This window comes from Nocardia sp. NPDC060220, from assembly GCF_042727815.1.
Taxonomy (GTDB): domain Bacteria; phylum Actinomycetota; class Actinomycetes; order Mycobacteriales; family Mycobacteriaceae; genus Nocardia.
This window is the reverse complement of record NZ_JBHWZY010000051.1, coordinates 1-15,599: the sequence shown is the minus strand read 5'-3', so window position 1 is coordinate 15,599 and position 15,599 is coordinate 1. Positions and strand designations below refer to the sequence as shown.

General features: G+C 68.2%; 17 protein-coding genes. 5 read left to right on the top strand and 12 right to left on the bottom strand.

Translation table 11 applies throughout. The features are described from left to right. Window positions 1-135: 135 nt before the first annotated feature. The 6 genes from ACFWF3_RS04460 to ACFWF3_RS04435 form a co-directional block, all read right to left on the bottom strand. Entirely contained in the window at window positions 136-2,397 is a 2,262-nt protein-coding gene (locus tag ACFWF3_RS04460; protein ID WP_379312412.1) for an MMPL family transporter, read from the bottom strand. A 149-nt stretch (window positions 2,398-2,546) separates the two neighbouring features. Beyond that, complete coding sequence (gene fahA, locus ACFWF3_RS04455; protein WP_379312411.1) at window positions 2,547-3,737, bottom strand: fumarylacetoacetase; 1,191 nt, start codon at window positions 3,735-3,737, stop codon at window positions 2,547-2,549. Between the two features lie 28 nt (window positions 3,738-3,765). Beyond that, window positions 3,766-4,968, bottom strand: a complete 1,203-nt coding sequence (locus ACFWF3_RS04450; RefSeq protein ID WP_379312410.1) for a homogentisate 1,2-dioxygenase — start codon at window positions 4,966-4,968, stop codon at window positions 3,766-3,768. A gap of 73 nt (window positions 4,969-5,041) precedes the next feature. Beyond that, window positions 5,042-5,851, bottom strand: coding sequence for an exodeoxyribonuclease III (locus ACFWF3_RS04445; RefSeq protein ID WP_379312409.1), 810 nt, complete (start codon window positions 5,849-5,851; stop codon window positions 5,042-5,044). A gap of 22 nt (window positions 5,852-5,873) precedes the next feature. Next, window positions 5,874-6,833, bottom strand: a complete 960-nt coding sequence (locus ACFWF3_RS04440) for a GNAT family N-acetyltransferase (protein ID WP_379312408.1) — start codon at window positions 6,831-6,833, stop codon at window positions 5,874-5,876. Beyond that, the gene (locus tag ACFWF3_RS04435; RefSeq protein WP_378991220.1) at window positions 6,823-7,413 is read right to left on the bottom strand and encodes a peptide deformylase; all 591 of its coding nucleotides are present in this window, start codon (window positions 7,411-7,413) and stop codon (window positions 6,823-6,825) included. Before ACFWF3_RS04435 ends, ACFWF3_RS04440 begins: the two co-directional genes overlap by 11 nt. Before the next feature lie 172 nt (window positions 7,414-7,585). Between ACFWF3_RS04435 and ACFWF3_RS04430 the strand changes: the two genes are divergently transcribed. The 5 genes from ACFWF3_RS04430 to ACFWF3_RS04410 all read left to right on the top strand — a co-directional run bounded on the left by ACFWF3_RS04430 (window position 7,586) and on the right by ACFWF3_RS04410 (window position 11,855). Further along, on the top strand, window positions 7,586-7,912 hold the full coding sequence (locus ACFWF3_RS04430; protein ID WP_378991218.1) for a DUF3263 domain-containing protein: 327 nt from the start codon (window positions 7,586-7,588) through the stop codon (window positions 7,910-7,912). Between the two features lie 42 nt (window positions 7,913-7,954). Continuing rightward, complete coding sequence (locus ACFWF3_RS04425) at window positions 7,955-8,512, top strand: LytR C-terminal domain-containing protein (RefSeq protein ID WP_378991216.1); 558 nt, start codon at window positions 7,955-7,957, stop codon at window positions 8,510-8,512. Window positions 8,513-8,601: 89 nt separating this feature from the next. Then, entirely contained in the window at window positions 8,602-9,297 is a 696-nt protein-coding gene (locus ACFWF3_RS04420) for a superoxide dismutase family protein (protein ID WP_378633796.1), read from the top strand. Between the two features lie 12 nt (window positions 9,298-9,309). Continuing rightward, window positions 9,310-10,452: a glutamate--cysteine ligase gene (locus ACFWF3_RS04415; protein WP_378991215.1), complete on the top strand. Its 1,143-nt coding sequence runs from the start codon at window positions 9,310-9,312 to the stop codon at window positions 10,450-10,452. Between the two features lie 50 nt (window positions 10,453-10,502). Then, on the top strand, window positions 10,503-11,855 hold the full coding sequence (locus tag ACFWF3_RS04410; RefSeq protein ID WP_379312407.1) for a DUF5933 domain-containing protein: 1,353 nt from the start codon (window positions 10,503-10,505) through the stop codon (window positions 11,853-11,855). Here ACFWF3_RS04410 and mnhG read toward each other — a convergent pair. The 6 genes from mnhG to ACFWF3_RS04380 form a co-directional block, all read right to left on the bottom strand. Continuing rightward, window positions 11,852-12,154 carry a monovalent cation/H(+) antiporter subunit G gene (mnhG, locus tag ACFWF3_RS04405; RefSeq protein WP_378991213.1) on the bottom strand — a complete coding sequence of 101 codons (303 nt, stop codon included), beginning with the start codon at window positions 12,152-12,154 and terminating at the stop codon, window positions 11,852-11,854. The two genes, ACFWF3_RS04410 and mnhG, sit on opposite strands and share 4 nt — an antisense overlap. Continuing rightward, complete coding sequence (locus ACFWF3_RS04400; RefSeq protein ID WP_067450173.1) at window positions 12,151-12,411, bottom strand: monovalent cation/H+ antiporter complex subunit F; 261 nt, start codon at window positions 12,409-12,411, stop codon at window positions 12,151-12,153. The genes mnhG and ACFWF3_RS04400 overlap by 4 nt, the downstream gene beginning before the upstream one ends. Next, complete coding sequence (locus tag ACFWF3_RS04395) at window positions 12,408-12,950, bottom strand: Na+/H+ antiporter subunit E (RefSeq protein ID WP_379312406.1); 543 nt, start codon at window positions 12,948-12,950, stop codon at window positions 12,408-12,410. Before ACFWF3_RS04395 ends, ACFWF3_RS04400 begins: the two co-directional genes overlap by 4 nt. Before the next feature lie 8 nt (window positions 12,951-12,958). Continuing rightward, window positions 12,959-14,554: a Na+/H+ antiporter subunit D gene (locus tag ACFWF3_RS04390; protein WP_378991209.1), complete on the bottom strand. Its 1,596-nt coding sequence runs from the start codon at window positions 14,552-14,554 to the stop codon at window positions 12,959-12,961. Further along, window positions 14,551-14,934, bottom strand: a complete 384-nt coding sequence (locus tag ACFWF3_RS04385; protein ID WP_378991207.1) for a Na(+)/H(+) antiporter subunit C — start codon at window positions 14,932-14,934, stop codon at window positions 14,551-14,553. The genes ACFWF3_RS04390 and ACFWF3_RS04385 overlap by 4 nt, the downstream gene beginning before the upstream one ends. Next, the coding region (locus ACFWF3_RS04380; RefSeq protein WP_379312405.1) for an MnhB domain-containing protein at window positions 14,931-15,599 on the bottom strand (669 nt) is incomplete at its 5' end. The genes ACFWF3_RS04380 and ACFWF3_RS04385, both read right to left, overlap by 4 nt.

The following is a 15,599-nucleotide window of genomic DNA, read 5'->3' as shown; positions in this document are numbered from 1 at the left end:
GCTTGCTCCTTCGTCACCTACGCAACGGCCTCCCATCGGCGGGACGGCCGCGAACCGCCGCTTCGCGGCGAGCCCCTCCTCGAGGTCGGGGCATGCGTGGCTGGTGTGCAGTCTAGGCGGCGGCCTGATCGTTCGCTATCGGGTGCCGGATTCGGTCAGCTGGCGCTCGACCGAGGCCGGCATGTCGTCGGCTTCTTGCAGCCCGAACTTGTTGTGCAGTGCCACCAGCGGCTTCGGCGCCCACCAGTTCCAGGTGCCCATCATCCGCATGAGCGCGGGGGCGAGCAGGCCGCGGATCACGGTCGCGTCGCTGATCACCGCGAGTGCGCAGCCGAGGCCGAACAGCTTCATCATCGACACGCCGGAGCTGGCGACGCCGAGGAACACGATGCTCATCAGCAGCGCGGCGGCGGTGAAGATGCGTCCCGTGCGGGCCACGCCCATCGCGACCGCCTCGGTATTGCCCTCGGTGGTCTTCGGCCCGGCCAGCCATTCCTCGCGGATCCGCGACAGCAGGAAGACCTCGTAGTCCATGGACGCGCCGAACGCCAGGCTGAACATGAGGATGGGCATGGCCAGGTTGAGGGTGCCGGTCGCGGTGAAGCCGAGCAGGCCCGACAGGTGGCCTTCCTGGAAGATCCACACCATCGCGCCGAACGTCGCCGCCAGCGACAGGATGTTGAGGATCAGTGCCTTCACCGGCAGCACCACGCTGCCGGTGAACAGGAACAGCAGCACCAGCGTGGTGAGCGCGATCAGCGCGCCCGCCAGCGGCAGTTTGCCGGTGATCGCGTTGACCGAGTCCTGGTTCAGCGCGGCCGAGCCGGTGATCAGGGCTTTCGACGGCGCGGGAACGGCGCGCAGGGTGTCGAGTTGGTCGCCGCCCGCGTCGGAGTAGGGGTCGACCGTGGTGGCGACCGACAGGTAGGCGCCGTGTTGCGGGTCCGTCATCTCGGGCACGCCAGGGGCCACCCGCAGCCCGTTGCGGTACACCGCCGCGCTGCTGAGCACGGCCGGTACGTCGGGCACCTTGGACAGGTCGCGGGCGTAGGTGTCGAGTTCGGCTGTGCTGCCCCGGAATTCGGGTAGCACGATGGTCGCGCTCGAGGCCAGGTCGGCATCGAATTCGGTACGCAGGATGTCGCCCACTTCGCGACTGGCGACATCGGTGGGCAGCGACCGGTCGTCGGGGTAGCCGAACTGGACACCCAGGAACGGCGAGCCGAGCAGCAGCAGGAACGCGGTGGTGGCCAGGGCGATCGGCAACGGACGCTTCATCACCGCGTTGACCAGGCGATACCAGAAGGTCTGGCGCGGTTCCTTTTCCGTCCTCGGGGCCAGCCGGAACAGCCGGCGCATCGGTGCGCGCAGGTCGCCCGAATCGATGCGGTGACCCACCAGAACGAGCAGGGCGGGCAGCACGATCACCGCGGCGGCCGCCGCGGCGGCGACCACGGCGATACCCGCGTAAGCGAACGACTTGAAGAAGTACTGCGGGAACACCAGCAGCGCCGACAGCGAGAGCGCGACGACCAGCGCCGAGTACACGACCGTACGACCGGCGGTTTGGATCGCACGGGTCACCGCCGCGGTCGGGGTAAGGCCCGCCGCCAGCTCTTCGCGATATCGACTGACGATGAACAGGCTGTAGTCGATCGCCAACGCCAGTCCGAGTGCCGTGGTCATGTTCAGCGCGAAGATCGACACATCGGCGAGCGCGGTCAGCACCCGCAGAATGCCCAGCGACGCCGCGATGGCGAACAGCCCGATCGCGACCGGCAGCGCGGCGGCCATGAGGCTGCCGAACACCAGCGCCAGCAGCAGGCCGGTGATCGGGATCGCGATCGCCTCGGCGATGATCAGGTCTTTGCTGATCTGGGTGTTGATATCGGCGAAGGAGGCGGCGAGCCCACCGGCCTTGACCGTCACCGGACCGCTCTCGACCTGTAGTTCTTCGCTCAGCTGGGCCGCCCGGACGGGCAGTTCGGCGTCGTCGCCCTCGATGCTGGCCAGGATGAGCGCGTGGGTGCGGTCCTTGCTGAGCATCGCCTGTTTGAGGTCGGGGCGCGCGGTCCAGTACGACTGGACACCGCTGACGATCTCGGGATGTGCGCCGAGGACGGCGAGCGCGCGGTCGGCGGCGGCGCGTGCGGCGGCGGAGTCGGCCACACCCTCGGCGGTGATCGTCAGGACGTAGTTGGGCTCGCTGCCGGGGAAGTGTTCGCTCAGGTATTGACTGGCCTGGACCGAATCGAGATCGGAGGTGACGAATCCGCCCGATTTCATGTGCGAGTGCACGGTGGCGCCGATCGCGCCGCACAACACCATCAGCACCAGCGCAACCGCGACCACCCATCGTGGTCGGGCAACGGCGGTGCGGGCGATTCTCGTCAACATCGTCGGGTGCCCTCTGCTCGGAAACGTTCGAACCGTCACCGTATCCCGCGTCGAATTATATCCGATACCGCCTCGGGGTGGAGGTCGGCCGAGTACCATCTCCGCCCCTGGGTGGACGCGGAGGACGGCCCACAACCGCTAGCGGTGTCTCAGGTATCGCGTGCCCGCAGGATTCGGCCGCCGACCGCGCCGAGGCCGATCCGCCTGCCCTCGGTGCCCGGCGCGGTGGCGGTGATCGTCACCTCGTCGCCGTCGGCCAGAAATGTGCGGGTCTGATCCTTCACTGTGATGGGCTGTGTTCCACCCCAGGACAATTCGATGAAAGACCCGCGCTGGGACGGCTCCGGCCCGGAGATGGTGCCGGAGGCGTAGAGGTCGCCGGGCCGGATCGAGGCGCCGTTCGCGGTGAGGTGGGCAAGCATCTGCGCGGGTGACCAGTACATGCGTGAGTAGGGCGGATGCGCGACGACCTCGCCGTTCCAGGCGACGGTCAGGTCGATGTCGAGGCCGAAGTCGCCGGTACCGCGCAGGTAGGGGAGAGGTTCTGGGTCCTGTGCGGGTAGCGGCACCCGCGCCTGGGTCAGCGCGGCCAGCGGGGTGATCCAGGCCGAGAGCGACGTGGTGAACGACTTGCCGAGGAAGGGGCCGAGCGGCTGGTACTCCCAGGCCTGGATATCGCGGGCAGACCAGTCGTTGACCAGGGCGACGCCGAACACGTGCTCGGTGAACTCGTCGACGGTGACCGGTGCGCCGAGCGTGGATCCGGAGCCGACGACGAAGCCCAGTTCGGCCTCGATGTCCAGCCGCTGCGACGGTCCGAAATCAGGTGTGCCCGCGGCGGTTCGGCGTTGTCCCCGCGGCCTGATGACCGGGGTGTCCGAGACGACGACGGTGCCCGCCCGGCCGTGGTACCCCACCGGCAGGTGCCGCCAATTCGGCAGCAGCGGTGCGCTGTCCGGACGGAAGAGCCTGCCGAGGTTGGTGGCGTGGTCGATGCTGGCGTAGAAATCGACATAGTCGCCGATCCGTACCGGCAGTGCCATCCGCACAGCGGTCAAGGGATACACGGCATCGATCGGCAGCGCCGTGTCCGCGAGCGCGCGCAACCTCGCGCGGACCTCACGCCAGCGGCCGGAACCCTGCGCCAGAAACGCGTTCATCTCGGGGCGAGCGAACACCGGATCATCCAGCAGCACAGCCAGATCGAGCACCATATCGCCCAAGCGGCAACCGACCCGGAGGGCACCGCCGGGGGGTGCGAATACGCCGTAGGGCATATTCTCCGGCCCGAACAGCGAGTCTTCCGGTACCTCCACGCGCAACACCTGCGCGCCCGTCATCGGCCGCCGTCCACGCCGCTGCGCTCACTCATGCGAGCCCCGGCCCGCGACCGGACCAGGTCCACGCGTACGCGGGATCTTCGCAGGCCAGCGCCCCTTCGCCGAGTTGCAGCGGGCGGAACGTATCCACCATCACCGCCAGCTCGTCGAAGAACTCCGCCCCGATACTGCGTTCATAGGCACCGGGCTGTGGGCCGTGCGCGTAACCACCGGGATGCACCGACACCGAACCCTGGGCGATACCGGAACCCTTGCGCGCCTCATAGCTCCCGCCGCAATAGAACATGATCTCGTCGGAATCCACATTCGAGTGGTAGTACGGCACCGGAATCGACAGGGGGTGATAGTCGACCTTGCGCGGCACGAAATTGCAGATGACGAAATTGGTGGCCTCGAAGGCCTGATGCACCGGCGGCGGCTGATGAACGCGGCCGGTCAGCGGCTCGAAATCGGCGATGTTGAACGTGTACGGGTACAGGCAGCCGTCCCAGCCGACCACATCGAACGGATGCGTCGCGTAGGTCATTCTGGTGCCGATCACCTCGGTGCCCGCCCGATGCTTGACCAGCACCTCCACCTCGGTGTCCTCGACGAGCAGCAATTCGAGTGGCCCGTGCAGATCCCGCTCGCAATACGGCGAATTCTCCAGTAGCTGACCGAACTTCGAGAGATAGCGCTTGGGCGGGGTGATGTGGCTCGATGCCTCGATCACATACGCGCGCAACGGTTCCTCACCCATCGGCAGCCAGCGGTGGGTCGTGGCGCGCGGCATGAGCACCTGATCGCCCTGGCGGACCGGCACGATCCCGAAGACGCTCTCCACCACGGCCGCACCGGATTCCACGTACACCAGCTCGTCGCCGATGGCATTGCGGTACAGCGGGGACGCGCCCTTGGCGACCACGTACGAGATCCGCACATCGGCATTGGCCAGCAGCAACCTGCGCCCGGTCACCGGGTCCGTCGTCGTTGCCGTATCGCCGGGAAACAGCAGCGGCAGCCGCAGATGCCGGTGGTGCAGGGGATGATTCGGCGTCAACGTCTGGTCGGGCAGCTCCCAGACCGTAGCGTCGACGATCGCGGGCGGCAGCGCGCGGTGATACAGCAGCGAGGAGTCCCCGGAGAACCCCTCCTCGCCCATCAACTCTTCGTAGTAGAGGTTGCCGCGCGCATCCCGATGCTGCGTATGCCGCTTCGGCGGCACCGTTCCGACCCTGCGATAAAACGACATGAGGCGCGCCTCCCGCTACGTTGCAGGCTGAAACTTCCACCTCCAACGTAACCGAGAACGCGTGGCGGATCCGTCAGAATTCGGCGATCACCGGTGCGTGGTCGCTGGCGCCCTTGCCCTTGCGTTCCTCGCGATCCACCGAAGCGTCCTTGATCTGGTCGGCGAGGGCGGGGGAGGCGAGGATGAAGTCGATGCGCATGCCCTCTTTGCGGGGGAAACGCAGCTGGGTGTAGTCCCAATAGGTGTAGACGCCGGGGCCGGGCGCGAACGGGCGCATCACATCGCGGAAGCCGATGTCGAGCATGGACTGGAACGCCTCGCGTTCGGGCGCGGACGTGTGGGTCTTGCCGACGAACAGTTCCGGCGCCCAGACATCGTCGTCGGTGGGGGCGATGTTCCAGTCGCCGACCAGCGCGATCTTCGCCTGCGGGTCGTCGGCCAGCCAGCCTGCCGCCTGCGCGCGCAGGGTCGAGAGCCAGTTCAGTTTGTAGGTGTAGTGCGGGTCGGCGAGCGTGCGCCCGTTGGGGACGTAGAGGCTCCACACCCGCACCCCGCCGCAGGTCGCACCGATCGCGCGCGACTCGACCACCGGCGATTCGATCAGCGAATCGCCGGCGTTCTTGTCGAAGCCGGGCTGATCGGGGAACGCGAGCTCGACATCGGTGAGCCCGACCCGCGACACGATCGCGACACCGTTCCACTGATTGAGCCCCACGTGCGCCACCTCGTACCCCGCCGCCTCGAACTGCTCGAACGGGAACTGATCGTCACGGCACTTGGTCTCCTGCAACGCCAGCACATCGATGTCGTGACGGTCCAGAAAAGCGATCGCCCGATCGACGCGGGAGCGGATCGAGTTGACGTTCCAGGTGGCGAGACGCACGGTTGTGACGGTCCTTTCGAGGCTAATGACTCTGCGGGGCGGCGTAGCGATAGGCGTGGTGCTCCATGAAGCCGAGTTCGCGGTAGAGGGCGAGGGCGCCGGAATTGCCCACCTCCACCTGGACGTAGGCGTGGCTCGCGCCCAGCTCGGCACCCCACCGGATCAGTTCGGCGCACAGCAGCGCGCCGAGTCCGTTGCGGCGGTGCGCGGTCGCCACGGCCACACAGGTGAGCCCGACCCAGCGCCGGCCGTCGGGGGCGGTGGTCACCGCGCCGCGGCCGATGGACAGGGGTTCGGGCAGGCCGAGGGACGCGAAACCGAGAGTGCCGTCCAGGACCGAGGTGAGCACGGCACGGTCCGGTTCGCGCACGGAGGGGTCGAGGGGAATCTCGCCGCGGTAGCGGTGCGTTCGCAACCAACCGTCCTCTGGCTCGTCGGTGATGCGCACCATCGACGGTCCCTGCGGCAGCACGAAATTCGCGATGTCGAGACCGAGGACCACGGTCTCGCTCCAGGTGTTCCAGGTCGGCGGGACGGGAGCGAGCCGGTCGGGCAGTTGCAGCAGCAGCGGCAACCCCTGACTCGTGTACCAGTCCGCGATCTTGCGCATGGTGTCGATCGACAACACCGCGGGCACACCCGACTCGCCCAGCGGCACCGCCGAATTCGCGCGCCCGGTGTAGCCGTTGCCCGCTCGTACCAGCCAGCCGTCGATCCACAGGTGCGCGCTGCCCGGCCAGGCCATGGCCGCCGCGGTCTCCAGCGACCGGATCTCCTTGGTCCGAATGGGCCTGGGCCCCAGCGCCTTCAACGCCACAACGCGATCGGCGGACACCGAGACCAGCTCACCCTCGGCGGTCCGCACCGACGGCGGCGTGAGCGACACCAGTTCGCCGATCACGTCGGTGAGTGGCTGGGGATAACCCGCGGGCAGCTGGTACCGCATCACCACCCGGCGGCCGAGGGGGATATCAGTCGTCATGACCGAACGGATCAGGAACCGTTCCCGGGATCCAGCTCAGACCCGGTGTGCCCCAACCGTTTCGCTTGATCGCCTTCTTGGCGGCGCGGGCATTGCGGCCGATCAGCACGTCGACGTAGAGGAAACCGTCGAGGTGGCCGACCTCGTGCTGGAGCATGCGCGCGAAGAAGCCGGTGCCCTCGAGTTCCACGGGCTCGCCGTTCGCGTCGGTCCCGGTGACCTTCGCCCAGTCCGCGCGACCGGTCGGGAACTGCTCGCCGGGCACCGACAGGCAGCCTTCCTCGTCGTCGTCGGGGTCGGGCATGGTCTCGGGGATCGCCGAGGTCTCCAGCACCGGGTTCACCACCACGCCCTTGCGGCGGAGGGGATTGCCGGTGGCGTCGAAGTCGGGGCAGTCGTAGACGAACAGGCGCTTGCCGACGCCGACCTGATTGGCCGCCAGGCCGACACCCTTGGACTCTTCGAGAGTGTCGTACATATCCGCGATGAGCTCGGCCAGCTCCGCGGGGGTCTCCGTCACCTTCGCGGTGGGGTTGTGGAGAACGGGGTCACCGACGATCACGATCGGGAGAATTGCCATGCTCGCCATTATCGCCGCTGGCGCGGGCGGACGATCGGCGGACCCCTGTGGGCCGCGCCACCCCTACTGGCCTTCAGTCAACACGCCGTGACATGGGTCGAAGGATCGGGGGAACCCGTGGTTGAATGACGACGGTATCTACCCATCTCGTGATACTCGGCGAGGGAGCAAGATGGACGGCGCAGCAGCTCGGCACATCGCGCAGGGCCACACTGCGGGCGAACAGGATTCGGCCGCCGACGAGAGCACCGGTCTGAGTCGTCGTGAACTCGACATCCTGGACTTCGAGCGCAAATGGTGGAAATACGCGGGCGCCAAGGAAGACGCGATCCGCGAGCTGTTCGCCATGTCGGCCACCCGGTACTACCAGGTCCTCAACGCTGTCGTCGACTCCGACGCGGCGCTGGCCGCCGACCCGATGCTGGTCAAGCGGCTGCGCAGGCTGCGAGCGAGCAGGCAGAAATCGCGTGCGGCCCGCAAACTCGGTTTCCAGGTCTGACATGACGGCCACACACCCTTCGTTGCGACTAGGGTTGGGCGGGTGAGCAACCCGAACCCCACCCCCGGCGGCCCGCCGTTGCGCGCGCTGGCGATGGTGTTGATCGCGCTGGCCATTGTCTTCGCCGGTCTGGGTGCGATGTCGCTGTCGAACTCCGATGCCGTGGCATCGGATACCGAGCAGACCGAGACCACCACCTCCAGCGCGGTCGCGCAGGCGCCTGCCACTACGCCCGCGCCGAAGACCACCAGCGCGGCCGCCGCCCCGACCACCACCACGACTTCCGTCGCACCGACGACCACCACCACGGCACCGGCTACGGGCGGCACGGATCAGACGGTATCGGTGCGGGTGCTGAACAACAGCCTGGTCGCCGGCCTGGCCGCGCGCACCGCGAGCGAACTGACCACCGCGGGCTGGACCAACGTGAGCACCGGCAACTACAGCGGTGAGAACCTGACCACCACCACCGTGTATTACGGCGGCGGCGCGCGCGACAAGGCCGCGGCCACCGAGATCGCCGAGCAGGTCGGCGGGACGGTCGCGCCCAAGTCGGGGGACACCTCGCCGGGTGTCGTCGTCGTACTGACCGGTCGCTGAACCAGGCGCGGCACGCGGTGCCGTAGGCCGTGTCGCCGCTGTGGCATCATCTTGAGCGGTATAGCCCCAGTCCGATAAGGAGTCCCCTGATGGCCACGTCGACAACTCGTCGCCCGTCCTGGCGCATTGTGACCCCGGTGCTCGCGGTCGCCGCGTTCGGGCTCGCAGCCTGCACCAACAGCCAGGAGTCGAGTGACGTCAAGGGCACCACGCCGCCGGTGTGGACCAGCTCGGCGGCACCCGCGGGCGAAAGCGGCGGTCATGGTGGCGGTCACGCCGCACCGTCGGAGACCGCGGCTCCCGGCCACGGCGACGACCACGGTGGCGTGGCGGGCGGCCTGAAGACCTCGCTCAAGAACGGTGCGGGCGCCGAGGTCGGCACCGCGACCATCGTCCAGGAGGGCGGCCACCTGGTCGTCACCGTCGAGGCGCGCGGTCTGACGCCCGGCTTCCACGGCCTGCACTTCCACCAGAACGGCACCTGTGAGGGCGACTTCGCCTCGGCCGGTGGGCATCTGCAGGTCGGCGGTGCCACCGCGCACCCGGCCAGCGGTGACCTCACCTCGCTGCAGGTCGGCGCCGACGGCTCCGCGAAGCTGGTCACCCGGACCGACTCGGTCACCCTCGACAACGTCAAGGGCAAGGCGCTGATCATCCACGGCGGCGCCGACAACTTCGGCAACATCCCGCCGCGCTACACCCGCGAGGGTGGCACCGGGCCGGACGAAACCACGCTGACCACCGGTGATGCGGGCGCCCGGGTGGCGTGCGGCGTCGTCGGTTAGCGAGACACTCCCATGGCCGGGGCATTCGAGTCGGTTTCGTTTCGCGGTTCGCCCCGGCCGACCATCGGCATCGAATGGGAGATCGCGCTCGTCGACAAGGTGACGCGGGATCTGTCCAACACGGCTTCGGCGGTCTTCGACGCGGTCGGTGACCTGCGCGCCCACGACGGCACCCAGCAGGTCACCAAGGAACTGCTGCGCAACACGGTCGAATTGGTGACCGGCGTGCACGACACGGTCGGCGGCGCGGTCGAAGACCTGCACGGCACCATGAACGCGGTGCGGCGCGCGGCCGATCCGCTCGGTGTCGACCTGTTCTGCGCGGGCACCCACCCGTTCGCGGCGTGGTCGGCCCAACAGCTCACGCGCTCACCGCATTACGACGAACTGATCGAACGCACCCAGTGGTGGGGCCGCCAGATGCTCATCTGGGGCGTCCACGTGCATGTCGGAGTGTCGCACCGGGACAAGGTCTTTCCGATCCTGAACTCGCTGCTGCTGTCGTATCCGCATCTGCTCGCGCTGTCGGCGTCGTCGCCGATGTGGTCCGGTGACGACACCGGCTACGCCAGCAACCGGGCGCTGATGTTCCAGCAGTTGCCGACCGCCGGGCTGCCGTTCCAGTTCGAGAACTGGCGCCAGTTCGAAGGTTTCGTGCACGACCAGATGAAAACCGGTGTGTTCGAACAGCTCGGTGGGATGCACTGGGATATCCGGCCCGCGCCCAAGTGGGGCACCATCGAGGTGCGCGTGTGCGACGGGCTGTCCAGCCGCACCGAACTGGCCTCGGTGGCCGCGCTGATCCACTGCCTGATCGTCGACCTGGATCAGCGCCTCGAGAACGGCGAGCAACTGCCGACGCTGCCGCCATGGCATGTGCAGGAGAACAAATGGCGCGCCGCGCGCTACGGGCTCGACGCGATCGTGATCGTCGACGACGCCAGCAATGAGCGTTTGGTCACCGACGATCTGATGGATCTGCTCACCCGGCTGGAGCCGACCGCGAAGCGTCTCGGCTGCGCCGCCGAGCTGGCCGCGGTGGCTGACATTCCCCGTCACGGTGCCTCCTACCAGCGGCAACGCCGGGTCGCCGCGCAGACACAGGGCGACATGGTCGCGGTCGTCGACGCGCTGGTGCGCGAGCTGGACCAGTAGCGTTCAGCTGCCCGGGGAGATCGCGTTCACCCGCCGTTTACGATGGTCGGATGCTTGTCGAACATCCGCGCGACGTTGCGGGGGGTGCCGCCCTCGGTTCGCGTCTGCGTGAACCACGCACACTCGCCGTCGTCGGGGTGGCCGCAGTGCTCGCGCTGCTGGTCGGATTGCAGATCGTCGCGTGGATCATGGGTTTCGACGGACCGCTGGCCAGCCTGGCTCGCGACTTCGTCGGTACGCCCAAGTCGATGTCGGTGCCGTGGGCGGGACTGGTGCTCGCGCTCGTCGGGATCTCCACGCGCCGCCGGGTGTTCGCGCTGGCCGCCGCGATCGGGATCGACGCGGTGTGGGTCGCGCTGCGACTCATCGACGGCAAGCCGTTCACCGTCGGCAACGGGCCGACGATCGTGCTGGCCGCGCTGGCTGTCGTCGCGGCAGTGCGATGGCGGGGTCGTGAACGCCGCGACGCGTTGACGGCCGTCGCGCTCGGTGCGCTGCTGGTGCTGGCCACCAAGGTCGGCGATGTGTGGCTGCACCTGACTTCGGCGGTGCGGCCCACCGTGCTCGACGAATACGTGCTGCTCGCCGATCACGCGCTCGGTGATCCGTCGTGGGTCGTCGGGCGTGTGCTGGATGTGCTCGGGCCCGAGGTGTACGCGGTGCTGCACTGGGTCTACATCGAATTGCCGGTGGCCGCGATCGCGGTGGCGGTATGGCAGTTGCGCACAGTGGTCACGACCGGGCAGTGGCCGACCCACTACCTGGTGCGCACCTTCCTGGTGCTCGGTCTGGTCGGGCCGCTGTTCTACGTGCTGTTCCCGGTGGTCGGGCCGATGTTCGCGTTCGGTGCCGACGGGCACGGCTTCCAGGTGGGCAATTTCTGGCCCGCCGCGATGCCGCCGCTCGATTCGAACCCGGCCGCGCTCACCTTCGACGAGTTCACCCCGCGCAACTGCATGCCCTCCATGCACACCGCGTGGGCACTGTCGCTGTTCATCCACACCCGGCGCGATGTCGACGGGTCGCGAGCCCCGGTCTGGATGCGCTGGGGCGGGGCGTTCTGGCTGGCTGCCACGGTCATCGCCACACTGGGTTTCGGGTATCACTACGGCGTCGACCTCGTGGCGGGCGCGGTGCTGTGCCTGACCGTCGAGTCGGCGCTGCGCGCGCCCGAGCGGGGTTGGGGCGGCTTCCGGATCCGGCTGGTCGGCTTCGGGGTGGCGGTGTTCGCGGGGCTGCTGCTGTCCTACCGGTACCTGGCGGTGCCGATGGCGGAGTATCCGGTGGCGGCGGGCGCGATCGTCATCGGGTTGCTGGCCGCGGTCGCGATCGCCTTCCACAACACCTGGTTCGCCACCGCGCCCGCACCGGCCCTCGAGCGAATCGCGACGCCCGCCACCTAGAACAACCCGTCGCGGTGGCGCTGTTCGCGGTAGGCGGTGCGGCCGATGAGATGGGCGATGACCGGCGCGGTGATGATCGTGAACAGGCCGGTGAGCACGAGCATCCAGACATTGACGTCGTCGCGGATGTCGATGCCGGTGCCGACGAGAACCAGCATGAGGCCGACCACCTGTGGTTTGGTGGCCGCGTGCATCCGAGTGAGGGTGTCGGGGAAGCGGACGATGCCGATCGACGCCGTGAACGCGAGTGCGCAGCCGGTGAGGATCAGCACCGCCGACACCCATTCCCAGACGCTCATCGGTCGTCCCTGACCCGGAATCGGGTGACCGCGGCCGAGCCGAGGAAACCGACCAGCGCGAGGGCCACGATCGCCGGGATCACCGTGGTGTCGCCGCTGTAGGCGGCCCACACCGCGAGCCCGGACGCGGCGATGGCCATCAGTGAATCGATGCCGACGACGCGATCGAGGGTGCTCGGCCCCGCGAGGACGCGGTAGCTGGTGATCACCGCGGCGGCCGTGAGCAGGACGGCGGCGATGACGGCGACGACAGTCATGGTTGCACCTCCGGTGGTGTTTCGACGCGGCGGCGTTCGCTCGGTCGTTCGAAGGCATTGATCATCAGGTGTTCCAGGCGCCGGGTGGTGCGGTAGAACTTCACCACCGCCTCGTCGCTGCCCACATCGAGCACGTGGACATAGACCACGCAGCGCGCGCGGTCGAGTTCGAGGACCATGGTGCCGGGGATCAGGTTGAGCAGATCGGTGCACATCACCAGCACCAGATCGGACTGGATGCCCAGATGCACGCGCAGCACGCCGGAGACCGGCGGGCCGCTGGGCCGAATCGCGAACCAGGCCACCTGCAAGCTCGATTCGAGCGCGTAATAGGTACCGACAGCGATCAATTCGAGAAACGACAGCGGATGGAAACGCCCGGACACCGGGACCAACGGGAGGGGCAGGGCGAAGACCACGATCAGTGCGACAACGGACCCGGCGAGGGTGTTGGCCAGACTCAGATCGCCCCACAGCGCGACCCAGACGGCGGTGAGCCAGATCAGCACGGCGACGCGAAGGATATTGTCGCGATTCACGAATCGGCTCATCGCAGCACCGGGCCGAGGACCGAGTCGATGTAGACCGACGGGTCGTTCAGGTCGCCGGCGGCGCGCTCGGCGATGCCGAGGACCGGCCCGGCGAACACCGTGAGCGCGAGGCCCGCGGAGACGAGCCCGATGGTGGCCAGCACCATCAGGACCGGCATCCGGCCGGGATCGGTGCGATCCTCGTAGTACACATCGGTCGAATCCTCCACCAGTGTCGGTAGATTCGCTGCGGTGAGATGACCTTCCGGCGCCTCTTCGCGTGGTCGCCAGAACGCTTTGCTCCAGACCCGCGCCACCGCGTACAGCGTGAGCAGGCTCGTGATCACCGAACCCGCCACCAGCACCCACGCCAGGACGCTGCCCTCGGCGGCACCGGCTTCCAGGAGTGTGACCTTGCCGATGAATCCCGAGAAGGGCGGGATACCACCGAGATTCAGGGCAGGGACAAGGAACAGCACGCCCAGCAGCGGACTGGCGGTGGCCAGTCCGCCGATCCGGCGCAACGACACCGAACCGGCCTGGCGTTCGATCAGTCCGACAGCGAGGAACAGCGCGGTCTGCACCAGGATGTGGTGGGCCACGTAGAACACCGCGCCGGTGAGGCCGGCGGTGGTGGCGAGACCGATACCGAACACCATGTAGCCGATATGGCTGACCAGTGTGAACGAGAGCAGTCGCCGGATATCGGTCTGCGCGATGGCGCCGAGGATGCCGACGATCATCGTCGCCAGTCCGCACACCAGCAGGATGTTGTCGAACGCGCCGTCGGGGAACCAGAGCGTGTGCGTGCGGATGATCGCGTACACACCGACTTTGGTGAGCAGACCCGCGAACACCGCGGTGACCGGGGCGGGTGCGGTGGGGTAGGAGTCGGGCAGCCAGCTCGACAGCGGGAACACCGCCGCCTTGATCCCGAACGCGACCAGCAGCACCGCGTAGCAGGCGGTGCGCACGCCACTGGGCGTCGCTTCCAGGCGCACGGCCAGTTGCGCGAGATTCAGGGTGCCCGTCGCCGCGTAGGTGAGGCCGATGCCGATCAGGAAGATCAGCGACGACACCATCGACACCATCACATAGGCGATGCCGGTGCGGATCCGTTCCTCGGTGGCGCCCACGGTGAGCAGCACGAACGAGGCGACGAGCAGGACCTCGAACCCGACGAACAGGTTGAACAGGTCACCGGCCAGGAACGCGGTCGACACGCCCGCGGTCAGGACCAGATAGGTGGGCCGGTAGATCGAGGTCGGCTGGTGTTCGCCACCATCGGAGATGTTCTGTCCCGCACCGTAGATCGACACCACGAGCAGCACGAAGGCCGAGACCAGCAGCATCGCGGCGCTGAGCCGATCCACCACCAGCGTGATGCCGATCGGGGTCGGCCAGCCACCCACCTGCACCGCGGTGGTGCCGTCGCGGTCGGCGAGATACAGCAGCAGGGCGCTGATCAGCAGCACCACCGACAGTGCCGTCAGCGTGATCATCGCCTGGAGCCGTGGGCGGCGGCCGAACACCAGCGTCGCCGCGGCGGCGAGCAGCGGAACCAGTACGGGCAGTGGGGCGATGGCGGGCAACAGTTCCGGGGACAGGGTCACTGTTCGGGATCCTCCCGTTCGCGGCGGGCGGCGACCTGGGCGTCCTCGGGGTCGTTGGTCACGTCTTCGGTGGTGGTCAGCATGTAGGAGCGATAGGCCAGCGCGAGCACGAAAGCCGCCAGGCCCATGGTGATCACGATCGCGGTGAGCACCATCGCCTGCGCGAGGGGATCGGCCATGCCGTCGGGGGAGGTGTCGGCGCTGCCGAGGATCGGTGGCTTTCCGTCCGGGCCGCCCATCGTGAGGATCAGCAGGTTCACCGCGTTGCCGAGCAGGATCATCCCCAGCAGCATCTTCGACACCACCCGCTCGAGCAGCAGGTAGACACCGCACGCGGTGAGCACGCCGATGGTGATCAGGAGAACGAGGTCGGCACTCATCGGATTTCCTTGTCCAGGCGGGCGCCGAGGCTGCGCAGGACGTCCAGCACCAGCCCGACGATCACCAGATAGACGCCGAGGTCGAAGAACATGGCGGTGACCAGTTTGAGGTGACCGAGCAGCGGCAGCGTCACCTCGATGATCGCCGAGGACAGCGGCGGTGCGCCGAGCAGCAGCGACGCGGTCGCGGTGCCCGCCGCGAGGGTGAGGCCGGCGCCGAGCAGGTGCCCGGCGTCGACCGGGAGCGCTTCGCCCAGTTCGTATCGGCCACCCGCCAGGTAGCGCAGGGTCAGGGCCAATCCGGCGACCAGGCCACCCGCGAAGCCGCCGCCGGGCGCGTTGTGGCCGGCGAAGAAGAAGTACACCGACAGCACCATGATGGTGGGGAAGACCAGGCGGGTGGTGATCTGCAGGACCATCGAGCGATCGCGGCGATCGAGGAGGCGGGCGGCGGGCAGCCAGCTCACCGCGTCGGGATCGTAGTTCGGGGAATCGGCGGCGCGGGGTGCGCCGCCGCTCTTCCCGCCGAGCTGCACGCACCGCGTCCAGTCGCTGACGTACGCGTCGTTCAGCCAGGGGAAGGTGAGCTTGACCCTGCCCTGGCGCAGCGGGTCCTGCACGTCGGTGACGACGGCGTTGGCGACGCTGGGCAGCCGGGAGGCGCC